Genomic DNA, 12,336 nt, shown 5'->3' with positions numbered 1-12,336 from the left:
CCGGTTTAGCCGCGCTGGGCCAGGGATGGCCCATCGCGGCGACCCACGGAGCAATGCCGGAGTGAGGGCATGCCGAGCCTAAGCGAGGCACCGAGTGGTGGGGCAAAGCCTTTTGCTTACTTTTCGCTTTTCAAAGTGACCCGCTGTAAAAGCGGAACCCTAGGTGGCCGTTACCGCAGCAACGGATATGCACACGATCAACCGGCCTCTCACATCCGACTCTGCTTACGCCGCCGCCACTGCCGCGCAACCCACCAACGCCAATACATCATCACCAGACAATAGGCCAATGCCCCAAGCACAACGCCTACCACCACCGACCCCAGCAAAAATGGCTGCCACAGGGTCGAGAGCTCACCGCTGATCCATTCCCAGGTCAGCTCGTCTGGCAGATGCCGTGCGGGAACATCCATCAACCAGGCTCCGGTCTGATAAGTGCAGAAGAACACCGCCGGCATGGTGATCGGGTTGGTCAGCCAGACCAGGCTGACCGCAATCGGCATGTTGCCGCGCACGATGATCGCGAGAACCGCAGCGACCAGCATCTGCAACGGAATCGGCAGGAATGCCGCGAACAGGCCGACCGCCATGGCCCGGGCGACGGAATGGCGATTGAGGTGCCAGAGGTTCGGGTCATGCAGCAGGGTTCCGAGAAAGCGTAAGGACTTGTGTTCCCTGATGCTGGTCGGGTCTGGCATGTAGCGTTTGAATAAGCGCCGGGGCATAAGGCTTCTCGGTCGGTCAAGGCGGCAAGTATGTCTGGATTCTATGAGGCGCCCATTCAGACTTTGTGACAATTGTTAACGACGGACGTGCGCCAGGCCGGCTATGCCTAGGGACGGGACTCTCAAGGACGGGCGTATGCGCACAGGGATGATGGCGCTGGCGTTGGGCCTGTTGGCCTTGCGTTTTTTACCGGTGTTACCGCCGGTCTGGTTGTGGTTATCGATGCCGGTGGCCGGCTTGATGTTGCTGCCGTTCAGGACGTATCCGGCGGCGTTTTTCCTGTTCGGCCTGAGTTGGGCCTGCGCCAATGCCCAATGGGCCCTGGATGATCGGCTGTCGCCGGCACTCGACGGGGAAACGCGTTGGGTCGAAGGGCGGATCAGCGGGTTGCCACAGAATGGCGAGGGTGTGGTGCGTTTCGAACTGACCGATAGTCAGTCACGGCGCACCGTGCTGCCGCGACATTTACGTCTGGCCTGGTACGACGGCCCGCCGGTACACAGCGGCGAACGCTGGCGGCTGGCGGTCAAGCTGAAACGACCCGTGGGGTTGCTCAATCCACATGCCTTCGACTACGAGGCCTGGCTGTTGGCGCAACGTATTGGTGCAACCGGTACCGTCAAGGCCGGGGAGCGACTTGCGCCTGCCCGGTGGGCCTGGCGCGACGGTATCCGCCAGAGGCTGCAGGCCGTGGACGCCCAGGGCCGGACTGGCGTGCTGGTGGCGTTGGTGCTCGGAGACGGCGCGGGGCTCAGTCGCGAAGACTGGCAGGTGTTGCAAGACACCGGCACCGTGCACCTGCTGGTGATTTCCGGGCAACACGTCGGCTTGTTGGCGGGGCTGGTTTATCTGTTGATCGCCGGGCTTGCCCGTTACGGCTTGTGGCCAGGCCGTCTGCCATGGTTGCCCTGGGCCTGCGGCCTGGCTTTCGTTGCCGCCCTTGGCTATGGGCTGCTGGCTGGCTTCGAAGTGCCGGTTCGCCGGGCCTGCCTGATGATCGGCCTGGTGCTGCTGTGGCGCCTGCGTTTTCGCCACCTCGGTGCCTGGTGGCCGCTGTTGCTGGCGCTCAATGGCGTCTTGCTGATGGACCCGTTGGCGAGTCTGCAACCGGGTTTCTGGCTGTCCTTCGCGGCAGTGGCGGTGCTGATCTTCACGTTCGGTGGGCGCTTGGGGCCTTGGCCATGGTGGCAAACCTGGACCCGTGCCCAGTGGCTGATCGCTATCGGCCTTGGCCCGTTCTTGCTGATCCTGGGATTGCCGATCAGCCTCAGCGGGCCACTGGTCAACCTGCTGGCGGTGCCCTGGATCAGTCTGGTGGTGCTGCCCCCTGCATTGCTCGGGACTCTGTTGCTGCCGGTACCCTACATCGGCGAGTGGCTGCTGTGGCTGGCGGGCGGCTTGATCGATTGGCTGTTCACCGGGCTGGCATTGATCGCCGGCAAGGTTCCCGCATGGGTGCCCGCGGCCATCCCGCTGTGGGTCTGGGGTATCGGCACGCTGGGCGCCTTTTTGTTGCTGCTGCCGCGCGGCGTGCCGATGCGTCCGTTAGGTTGGCCTTTGTTGCTGGTACTGGTTTTTCCGCCGCGGCCGATGCTGCCCGAAGGCATTGCCGAGGTCTGGCAACTGGATGTGGGGCAAGGGCTGGCGATCATGGTGCGCACTCGCCATCACACTCTGCTGTATGACGCCGGTCCGCGTTTGCGGGGTCTTGACCAGGGTGAGCGGGTGGTACTGCCGGCACTGCGCAAGCTGGGGGTGAAGGCGGTCGACCTGATGTTGATCAGCCATGCCCATGCCGATCACGCCGGTGGCGCCCGGGCAGTGGCCAACGGTTTGCCGGTAAGCCGGGTGCTCAGTGGCGAACCTGCCGACTTGCCTGGCGAGTTGCAGGCCGAGGGCTGTGAGAGCGGCCGGCAATGGACGTGGGACGGGGTGAACTTTCAACTGTGGCACTGGCCGCTGGCCAGGGACAGCAACCAGAATTCCTGTGTGTTGCAGATCGAAGCCAATGGCGAGCGATTGTTGCTCAGCGGTGACATCGACACCCACGCCGAACGCGCGTTGCTCGACAGCGCATTGGCCGTGCCTACCGATTGGTTGCAGTCACCGCACCACGGTAGTCGCAGTTCGTCTTCGATGGCGCTGCTCAACGTCTTGCAGCCCAAGGCGGCACTGATCTCCCGTGGCCAGGGAAACTCGTTCGGCCATCCTCATGCGGTAGTGATCGAACGCTATCGGCATCGTGCGATGGCGATCTACGACAGTGCGGAGCAAGGCGCCGTTCATCTGCAACTGGGGCGTTTCGAGGCACCGCGCTCGATGCGTCAAGAACGGCGTTTCTGGCGTGATCCGCCACCCTCGGGCAAATAACCCGGGGTTATCAAAGGCCGACCGGATGCGACATCACAGTCTTCGGTGCGCCCACCCCCTATGTTAGAGTGGCGCACTTTTTCGAGGGGACTGTCACTGTGTGGGAATTGGTCAAATCCGGCGGCTGGATGATGCTGCCGATCATCCTGAGTTCCATCGCGGCCATGGCGATCGTTGCCGAACGCCTGTGGACCCTGCGGGCCAGTCGCGTGACCCCGGAGCATTTGCTCGGGCAGGTCTGGGTCTGGATCAAGGACAAGCAACTCAACAAGGAAAAGCTCAAGGAGCTGCGCGCCAATTCGCCGTTGGGTGAAATCCTGGCTGCTGGCCTGGCGAACTCCCGGCATGGTCGCGAGATCATGAAGGAGTGTATCGAAGAGGCCGCCGCGCGGGTCATCCACGAGCTGGAGCGCTACATCAATGCCCTCGGCACCATCGCCGCCATGGCCCCGTTGCTGGGACTGCTGGGCACGGTGCTGGGCATGATCGATATTTTCAGCGCGTTCATGGGTACGGGCATGACCACCAACGCCGCAGTGCTGGCCGGGGGTATCTCCAAGGCGCTGATCACCACGGCCGCCGGTTTGATGGTCGGTATCCCGTCGGTATTCTTCCACCGCTTCCTGCAACGCCGGATCGATGAACTGGTGGTGGGCATGGAGCAGGAAGCGATCAAGCTGGTCGAAGTCGTGCAGGGTGATCGTGACGTGGATCTGGCGGGGGTCAAAGCGTGAAATTCCGCCGCAAGCAACGGGAGAATGTGGACATCAACCTCGCGTCGCTGATCGACGTGGTGTTTATCCTGCTGCTGTTTTTCGTCGTGACCACCACGTTCACCCGTGAAACCCAGTTGCGCGTCGATTTGCCTGAGGCGGTCAGCGGTGCGCCTTCCGATGACCAGACCCGGCAACTGGACATCGCGATCAGCGCCGACGGCGTGTTTTCGGTGAACAACCAGGTATTGCCCAAAAGCGACCTGGCGACGCTGATGGATGCCCTGCAGAAACAATCCAATGGCGACACCAGCCGGCCGCTGTCCATCAGCGCCGACGGAAAATCCCAGCATCAGTCGGTCATCACTGCCATGGACGCTGCCGGCAAACTCGGCTTCAGCCACTTGCGCATGACCACGGTCGAGGCGGCGCCGGCCGCGCCCTGATGACCATGTCCGATCGCTTGCTCGCTGCGTGGTACCGGGGTCATCCCGCCCTGAAACTGTTACAGCCGCTGGAGTGGTTGTACCGCTGCGTGGTCAACAACAAGCGCAAGCGCTTTCTGGCCGGTGAGGGTGATATCTATCAGCCACCGGTGCCGTTGATCGTGGTGGGCAACATCACCGTCGGCGGCACCGGCAAGACACCGCTGATCCTGTGGATGATCCAGCACTGTCAACGCAGTGGTTTGCGGGTCGGCGTGGTCAGCCGGGGTTACGGTGCCAAGCCTGCGCAATTGCCTTGGCGGGTCGAGGCGCAGCAAAGCGCCGACATCGCCGGCGATGAGCCGCTGCTGATCGTGCAGCGAACCGGCGTGCCCTTGATGATCGATCCGGATCGCAGTCGCGCGGTCAAAGCCCTGCTGGCCAGTGAGCCGCTGGACCTGATCCTGTCCGATGACGGCATGCAGCATTACCGCCTGGCCCGGGATCTGGAGCTGGTCCTGATCGACGCTGCCCGCGGATTGGGCAACCGCCGCTGCTTGCCGGCCGGACCATTGCGTGAACCAGTCGAGCGTCTGCAAAGTGTCGACGCGGTCCTCTACAACGGCGCCACGGCGGACAGCGGCGACGGCTTTGCCTTCCAGTTGCAACCGACGGCACTGGTCAACCTGCAAAGCGGCGAACGGCGCCCGCTCGATCACTTTCCCGCGGGCCAGGCGCTGCATGCGGTGGCCGGGATCGGTAACCCGCAGCGTTTCTTCAAGACCCTCGAAACGTTACACTGGCAGCCAGTGCCGCATGCGTTCGCCGACCACGCCGAATACAGCATGCAGGCCTTGAATTTCAACCCGTCATTGCCATTGGTGATGACCGAAAAGGATGCGGTGAAGTGCCGTGCCTTCGCCGCCGCCGACTGGTGGTACCTGGCGGTCGACGCTGTGCCGTCGCCAGCCTTCACGGCCTGGTTCGATACCCAGTTGATGCGCCTGTTGCCGGCGCGTCTTTTGCCTTAACTCCGTTTCTATCCAGGGAATGATCATGGACACCAAATTGCTCGATATCCTCGCTTGCCCGGTCTGCAAAGGCCCGCTCAAGCTCAGCGCCGACAAGACCGAGCTGATCAGCAAGGGCGCTGGCCTCGCGTACCCGATTCGCGACGGCATCCCGGTGATGCTCGAAACCGAAGCCCGTACCTTGACCACCGACGAGCGCCTGGATAAATGACCACAGCCTTTACCGTTGTTATTCCTGCGCGCTACGCCTCCACCCGCCTGCCGGGCAAGCCGCTGTTGTTGATCGCCGGCAAGCCGATGATCCAGCACGTCTGGGAGCAGGCGTGCAAGAGCAGCGCCCAGCGCGTGGTGGTTGCCACGGACGATGCACGCATCGCCCAGGCCTGCGAAGGTTTCGGTGCCGAAGTGGTGATGACTCGCGAAGACCACAACTCCGGAACCGATCGCCTGGCTGAGGTCGCGACGAAGCTGGGCCTGGCGCCTGACGCGATCGTGGTCAACGTCCAGGGTGACGAGCCGCTCATCCCGCCGAGTGTCATTGATCAGGTGGCCGTCAATCTGGCTGCCCACACCGAAGCGCGCATGGCCACGCTGGCCGAGCCGATCGAAGACCTGGAGAGCCTGTTCAACACCAACGTGGTCAAGGTCGTCAGCGACCTCAATGGCCTGGCACTGACCTTCAGTCGCGCCACGTTGCCATGGGCACGGGACACGTTCGCCAAGAGTCTGGAGCAAATGCCCGAAGGTGTGCCGTATCGCCGCCACATTGGCATCTACGCCTACCGCGCCGGTTTCCTGCATGACTTCGTCAGCTGGGGCCCGTGCTGGCTGGAAAACACCGAGTGCCTGGAACAGCTGCGTGCCTTGTGGCACGGGGTACGGATTCACGTCGCCGATGCGCTGATCGCCCCGCCTGCCGGTGTCGATACCGTTGAAGACCTTGAGCGCGTTCGTCGCCTGCTGGAGGCCTGATGCGGGTTCTGTTTGTCTGCTTGGGCAACATCTGCCGTTCACCCACGGCCGAAGGCGTTCTGCGGCATAAATTGCGCGAAGCAGGGCTGGCCGATCAAGTCGAAGTGGCCTCCGCCGGTACCGGCGACTGGCACGTGGGCAGTGCACCGGACAAGCGCAGCCAGGCGGCTGCCAAGCGTCGTGGTTATGATTTGTCCGCCCAGCGCGCCCAGCAGGTCACCCGCGCCGATTTCTCCGAGTACGACCTGATTTTGGCGATGGACAACAGCAACCTGCGCAACCTCATGGATTTGCAACCGGCCAGGAGCAGGGCGGAGCTGGACCTGTTCCTGCGTCGCTACCCCTCGGAGGTCGAGGAAGTCCCGGACCCCTACAACGACAGTGAACATGGCTTTGAACATGTGCTGGACTTGATCGAGCGCGCCAGTGACCTGCTGGTGATCGAACTGAAGGAACGGTTATGAGTTTGCTAGTGCGATCAGGGGTTTCGCTCAAGCCGTTCAACAGTTTTGGCGTGGATGTCCAGGCCCGCCTGTTTGCCGAGGCCCACAGCGACGCCGATGTGCGTGAGGCCCTGGCCTATGCGCGGGAACACCAGGTGCCTTTGCTGGTGATCGGTGGTGGCAGCAACTTGCTGCTGACGGCCGATATCGAATCGCTGGTGCTGCGCATGGCCACCCGCGGCATACGCGTGATTAGCGACGATGGCAGCAAAGTCGTGATCGAGGCCGAAGCGGGCGAACCCTGGCACCCGTTCGTGCAACACACCCTGGTGCAGGGCTTGTCGGGCCTGGAAAACCTCAGTCTGATTCCCGGCACCGTTGGCGCGGCACCCATGCAGAACATCGGTGCCTATGGCGTGGAAATCAAGGATGTGTTCGCCGGCCTGACCGCTCTTGATCGCCAAAGCGGCGAACTGCGCGACTTCAGCCTGCAAGAGTGCAACTTCGCTTACCGCGACAGCGTGTTCAAGCAGGAGCCAGGGCGCTGGTTGATCCTGCGCGTGCGTTTCATCCTCGATCACACCGCACACCTGCATCTGGAGTACGGTCCTGTGCGTCAGCGCCTGACCGAGCAGGGCATCGATCATCCGACCGCCACGGACGTCAGCCAGGCCATTTGCAGCATTCGCAACGAGAAACTTCCGGATCCGGCGGTGCTCGGCAATGCCGGCAGCTTTTTCAAGAACCCCCTGGTGCCCGCGGCGTTGGTCGCACAGCTCAAGGGCGAATACCCGGATCTGGTGGCCTACGCGCAACCCGACGGGCAGATGAAGCTGGCTGCCGGCTGGTTGATCGAGCGGGCAGGGTGGAAAGGTTTCCGCGATGCCGATGCCGGCGTGCACAAAATGCAGGCCCTGGTGCTGGTCAATTACGGGAATGCGACAGGGTTGCAACTGCTAAGCCTGGCACAGCGCATCCAGAAAGACATTTCAGAGCGTTTCCATGTCGACCTGGAAATGGAGCCCAATAGGTATTGAGCTAAGCTTTCATGATGGATTGCCAAAGCCCTGCATAACTCAAGTTGTGCAGGGCTTTTTTGTTAATGCAGGCTTAACCTGGTCTGCTGACGATGCAAGCATTTGCTCCACCAAAGGCCCGGTGCAGACGTGTCCGTTTGTACAAGAGAGCCCATTAGCCTGAGCTGATCTGCGTGACCCACCCAAGATCCAACGGCAGATTGCTCGACCCCATAACTCAAGCACTATGCGGGCGTGCCCATGATTACCCTGAAACTTAACGGTCAAGACCATCCTCTCGACGTCACCGAGGATATGCCCTTGCTCTGGGCGATTCGCGACGTGGCCGGTTACAACGGCACCAAGTTTGGCTGTGGCATGGGCCTTTGCGGCGCCTGCACGATTCATATCGAAGGTGCTCCGGCGCGCAGTTGCATCACGCCGATTGGCTCGGTCGTCGGTCAGAACGTCACTACCATCGACAACCTGCACGCCGACCCGGTCGGCAAAGTCGTGCAGCAAGCCTGGCTCGATACGGCCGTGGCCCAATGCGGTTACTGCCAGGGCGGGCAGATCATGTCCGCCACCGCACTGCTCAAGACCAATCCCGACCCCAGCGATGAGCAGATCGAAGAGGCGATGGTCGGCAATATCTGCCGCTGCGGTACCTATAACCGCATCAAGACCGCCATCCGCCAGGCATCCACCCACCTGAAGGAGGCCAAGGCATGAGCAAGTTAGTGAATGATTTCGCCCTGAGCAACCTCAGTCGGCGGGGCTTCCTCAAGGGCGTGGGGGCTGCCAGTGCGCTGGTGGTGGCCGCGAGTTGGGGCTGGCAGGACGCGTTTGCCGAAGAAGCGCAGAAAAAGTTCGGTGCCGACGGCGTGCCCCATGGCTGGATCGACGATCCCAAGGTGTATGTGAGCATTGCCACTGATGGCACGGTGACGGTGGTCTGCAACCGTTCGGAAATGGGCCAGGGCGTACGGACCAGCCTGACCATGGTGGTGGCCGACGAGCTGGAAGCCGATTGGGCGCGGGTCAAGGTGCAGCAGGCGCCGGGCGATGAAGTGCGGTTCGGCAACCAGGACACCGACGGCTCACGCAGCATGCGGCACTGGTACGAGCCGATGCGCCGCTGTGGCGCCGCCGCCCGGACCATGCTGGAACAGGCCGCCGCCGACCAATGGAAAGTGCCGGTCGGCGAATGTCGTGCGCAGTTGCATAAAGTCATCCATACGCCTTCCGGTCGCGAACTGGAGTATGGCGCGCTGGCCGCCGCTGCCAGCGCCCTGGCCGTGCCGGCCCGTGACAGCCTGCGCCTCAAGCAACCCTCGGAGTTTCGCTACATCGGCAAGGAAGGCACCAAAGCCATCGATGGCGACGACATCGTCAATGGCCGCGCGGTGTACGGCGCAGACGTGCATTTCGATGGCATGCTGTTCGCCACCATTGCCCGTCCGGCGGTGTACGGCGGCAAGGTCAAGAGCTTCGATGGCAGCGCTTCGATGAAAGTGCCGGGGGTGGTCAAGGTCATCCAGATCGAAAGCCGGCCCTTGCCTTCGGAGTTTCAACCCCTAGGCGGCATCGCGGTGGTGGCCAACAACACCTGGGCGGCGATCAAGGGCCGCGAGGCGTTGAAAATCGAATGGGACGACGGCCCCAACGCCAGCTACGACTCGATCGCCTACCGCAAGGAGCTGGAGGCCGCCTCCCTCAAGCCCGGCAAAGTGGTACGCAATACCGGCAACATCGACGACGCCATGGCCAATGCCGTGAACACCCTGGAAGCCTCCTACTATTTGCCGCACCTGTCACAATCGCCAATGGAGCCGATGGTCGCCATCGCTCGCTTTAAGGACGGTGTGTGCCAGGCCTGGGGGCCAAGCCAGGCGCCACAGGTCACCCGCGAGCGCATTGGCGAACGCCTGGGGGTGCCATTCGATAAAGTCACCTTCAACGTGACGCTGCTGGGCGGAGGCTTCGGGCGCAAGTCCAAGCCTGACTTCATCATCGAAGCGGCCATCCTGGCCAAGGAGTTCCCCGGCAAGGCGGTGCGGGTGCAATGGACCCGCGAAGACGATATTCACTGTTCCTATTTTCACACGGTGTCGGCCGAATACCTCAAGGCCAGCCTGAACAAGGACGGCTTGCCCTCCGGCTGGCTGCACCGCACGGTGGCGCCGAGCATCACCGCGTTGTTCGCGCCGGGCATGAACCACGAGGCTGCCTTCGAGCTGGGCATGGGCTTCACCAACATGGCCTACGCGATTCCCAACATTCGCCTGGAAAACCCCGAGGCTACCGTCCATACGCGGGTTGGCTGGTATCGCTCGGTGTCGAACATCCCCCACGGTTTTGCGATCCAGAGCTTCATCGATGAACTGGCGCACAAGACCGGGGAGGATCCGCTCAAGTACCAGGTCAGATTGCTTGGCCCGGACCGTCAGATCGATCCGCGCACCTTGAGTGAAGAATGGAACTACGGTGAATCGCCCGAGCGTTATCCGATCGACACCGCTCGCCTGCGTACGGTACTGGAAACCGCCGCCAAAGCCGCCGGTTGGGGGCGCGAGTTGCCCAAGGGCCGAGGCTTGGGCCTGGCGGTGCATTACAGTTTCGTGACCTACGTGGCGGCGGTGATTGAAGTCGAAGTCAAAGACGATGGCACCTTGATCGTACACAAAGCCGACATCGCCGTGGATTGCGGGCCGCAGATCAACCCCGAGCGGATTCGCGCGCAGTTCGAAGGCGCCTGCGTCATGGGCCTGGGCAATGCGGTGTTGGGCGAAATCAGCTTCAAGGATGGCAAGGTCCAGCAGGACAACTTCCATATGTACGAAGTGGCGCGCATGTCCCTGGCGCCCAAGGAAGTCGCGGTGCACCTGGTAACGCCGCCGGGCAACGTGCCGTTGGGCGGTGTCGGTGAGCCGGGTGTGCCGCCGATTGCACCGGCGCTGTGCAACGCGATCTTCGCGGCCACCGGCAAGCGTATCCGCAGCCTGCCGATTCGATATCAATTGCAGGGTTGGCAGAAGGTCGAGGCGTGATGGACAGTGCCGATCTGAATGTCCTGCGCAGCGTGCTGGAGTGGTGCCGCGCCGGCCAGCGGGTGATGTTGTACAGCGTCGTGCAGACCTGGGGCACCGCGCCCCGGGCGCCTGGCGCCATGCTGGCGTTGCGCGGGGACGGCGTGGTGATTGGTTCGGTGTCCGGCGGTTGTGTCGAGGACGACCTGATTGCCCGCTTGCATGACGGTCGCATTGCGGCTGATGGGCCGCCCGTGCAACTGATCACCTACGGCGTGACGCGTGAGGAGGCCGCGCGCTTCGGTTTACCCTGCGGCGGCACCTTGCGTTTGACCGAGGAGCGCGTTGGCGACCCAGGGTGGGTGGCCGAGTTGCTGGCTCGCTGCGAAGCCCATGAAATCGTCGCACGTTCGCTGGATATCGCCACCGGGGAAGTCATTTTGCAGCCCGCCGCCAAGGCGGATGAGCTGGTTTTCGATGGTCACACTCTGCGGGCCATTTATGGCCCGCGTTGGCGCTTGTTGTTGATCGGCGCCGGGCAGTTGTCCCGGTATGTCGCCGAAATGGCGCGGCTGTTGGATTTCGAAGTACTGATATGCGATCCGCGCAGCGAGTTCGTCTACGGCTGGGAGGAGCAGCACGGTCGATTCGTCTCGGGCATGCCTGATGAGGCGGTGGTGAACATCCAGACCGACGAGCGCACGGCCATCGTCGCACTGACTCACGACCCCCGCCTGGATGACATGGCCCTGCTGACAGCGCTCGACTCCCGGGCTTTTTATGTCGGTGCACTCGGTTCGCGGGTCAACAGCCAGAAGCGCCGGGACAACCTGGCTCAGCTCGGCCTGTCGCAACAGGCCATCGAGCGGCTGCATGGCCCGGTCGGCCTGCACATCGGCAGCCATAGCCCGGCGGAAATCGCCTTGTCGCTGTTGGCCGAAATCGTCGCAATCAAGAATGGTGTCGAACTCAAGCAGAAGAAACCGCTGCGGGAGGGTGTATGAGTCAATCCATTGGGGTGATCGTGCTGGCGGCGGGGCAGGGCAGCCGGTTTCGCCAGGTCGCGGGCGACGATAAGGACAAGCTGCTGGCTGATTGCATGGGGCGTGATGGTGCGGTTCGGTCCGTCATCGAACACGTCCTGGTGAACCTGCCTCCCACCTTGGATAAGCGCTTTTTGGTGACCACGGCCGATCGACCGCAAGTGATCCGCATGGCCAAGGCCTATGGCTATGAGATCGTTCTGATCGAATCGACCGGGATGGGCGACAGCATTGCGGCCGGGGTCGCGGCGAGTGCGCAGCTTGATGGCTGGCTGATGGTGCTGGGAGATATGCCGTTCATCCTGCCGTCGAGCATTGAACACGTTGTGGCTCAGATGGCCGATGACTGCATCAGTGTGCCGGTGCAGGAGGGTGAGTACGGGCATCCGGTGGGCTTTGGGCGCCGTTTTGGTCCGGGGTTGATGGTGTTATCAGGCGATCGCGGCGCCAAGGCGTTGTTTGCCCGGGGGCGGGTGGTTGAAGTGAGGGTGGATGATCCTGGTGTGTTGTGGGATGTGGATGTGCCTGAAAAGCTGAACTTCAAGTAATCACCGCTCCTACAGGGGGA

Annotated in this window: 13 protein-coding genes; 12 read left to right on the top strand and 1 reads right to left on the bottom strand. The window is 62.5% G+C overall.

Annotation, left to right across the window (positions count from 1 at the left end; genetic code table 11):
* Positions 1-209: 209 nt before the first annotated feature.
* Complete coding sequence (locus tag PMI35_RS00465) at positions 210-725, bottom strand: DUF2062 domain-containing protein (RefSeq protein ID WP_008066572.1); 516 nt, start codon at positions 723-725, stop codon at positions 210-212.
* Positions 726-861: 136 nt separating this feature from the next.
* On the opposite strand from PMI35_RS00465, the gene PMI35_RS00470 reads away from it, so the two are divergent.
* The 12 genes from PMI35_RS00470 to PMI35_RS00525 all read left to right on the top strand — a co-directional run bounded on the left by PMI35_RS00470 (position 862) and on the right by PMI35_RS00525 (position 12,316).
* On the top strand, positions 862-3,096 hold the full coding sequence (locus tag PMI35_RS00470; protein WP_032832189.1) for a DNA internalization-related competence protein ComEC/Rec2: 2,235 nt from the start codon (positions 862-864) through the stop codon (positions 3,094-3,096).
* 98 nt (positions 3,097-3,194) lie between these two features.
* On the top strand, positions 3,195-3,830 hold the full coding sequence (locus PMI35_RS00475; RefSeq protein WP_008066570.1) for a MotA/TolQ/ExbB proton channel family protein: 636 nt from the start codon (positions 3,195-3,197) through the stop codon (positions 3,828-3,830).
* Positions 3,827-4,255 (top strand): ExbD/TolR family protein, encoded by a 429-nt coding sequence (locus PMI35_RS00480; protein WP_008066569.1) that lies wholly within the window; start codon positions 3,827-3,829, stop codon positions 4,253-4,255. The genes PMI35_RS00475 and PMI35_RS00480 overlap by 4 nt, the downstream gene beginning before the upstream one ends.
* Positions 4,255-5,265, top strand: coding sequence for a tetraacyldisaccharide 4'-kinase (gene lpxK / locus PMI35_RS00485; protein ID WP_008066566.1), 1,011 nt, complete (start codon positions 4,255-4,257; stop codon positions 5,263-5,265). Before PMI35_RS00480 ends, lpxK begins: the two co-directional genes overlap by 1 nt.
* A gap of 25 nt (positions 5,266-5,290) precedes the next feature.
* Complete coding sequence (locus PMI35_RS00490) at positions 5,291-5,476, top strand: Trm112 family protein (RefSeq protein ID WP_007945752.1); 186 nt, start codon at positions 5,291-5,293, stop codon at positions 5,474-5,476.
* Complete coding sequence (gene kdsB / locus PMI35_RS00495; RefSeq protein ID WP_008066560.1) at positions 5,473-6,237, top strand: 3-deoxy-manno-octulosonate cytidylyltransferase; 765 nt, start codon at positions 5,473-5,475, stop codon at positions 6,235-6,237. Before PMI35_RS00490 ends, kdsB begins: the two co-directional genes overlap by 4 nt.
* A complete protein-coding gene (locus tag PMI35_RS00500; RefSeq protein WP_008066559.1) occupies positions 6,237-6,701 on the top strand; it encodes a low molecular weight protein-tyrosine-phosphatase in 465 nt (154 codons plus the stop codon). The genes kdsB and PMI35_RS00500 overlap by 1 nt, the downstream gene beginning before the upstream one ends.
* The gene (gene murB, locus PMI35_RS00505) at positions 6,698-7,717 is read left to right on the top strand and encodes a UDP-N-acetylmuramate dehydrogenase (RefSeq protein WP_008066558.1); all 1,020 of its coding nucleotides are present in this window, start codon (positions 6,698-6,700) and stop codon (positions 7,715-7,717) included. Before PMI35_RS00500 ends, murB begins: the two co-directional genes overlap by 4 nt.
* A gap of 240 nt (positions 7,718-7,957) precedes the next feature.
* Complete coding sequence (locus tag PMI35_RS00510; protein WP_008066557.1) at positions 7,958-8,428, top strand: (2Fe-2S)-binding protein; 471 nt, start codon at positions 7,958-7,960, stop codon at positions 8,426-8,428.
* Complete coding sequence (locus PMI35_RS00515; protein WP_008066556.1) at positions 8,425-10,746, top strand: xanthine dehydrogenase family protein molybdopterin-binding subunit; 2,322 nt, start codon at positions 8,425-8,427, stop codon at positions 10,744-10,746. The genes PMI35_RS00510 and PMI35_RS00515 overlap by 4 nt, the downstream gene beginning before the upstream one ends.
* Positions 10,746-11,729 carry an XdhC family protein gene (locus tag PMI35_RS00520; RefSeq protein WP_008066555.1) on the top strand — a complete coding sequence of 328 codons (984 nt, stop codon included), beginning with the start codon at positions 10,746-10,748 and terminating at the stop codon, positions 11,727-11,729. Before PMI35_RS00515 ends, PMI35_RS00520 begins: the two co-directional genes overlap by 1 nt.
* A complete protein-coding gene (locus PMI35_RS00525; RefSeq protein ID WP_008066553.1) occupies positions 11,726-12,316 on the top strand; it encodes a nucleotidyltransferase family protein in 591 nt (196 codons plus the stop codon). The genes PMI35_RS00520 and PMI35_RS00525 overlap by 4 nt, the downstream gene beginning before the upstream one ends.
* Positions 12,317-12,336 lie beyond the last annotated feature (20 nt).

The organism is Pseudomonas sp. GM78 (genome assembly GCF_000282475.1).
GTDB lineage: Bacteria > Pseudomonadota > Gammaproteobacteria > Pseudomonadales > Pseudomonadaceae > Aquipseudomonas.
The sequence above is the reverse complement of the archived record's forward strand: the minus strand, read 5'-3'. Positions and strand labels throughout refer to the sequence as shown.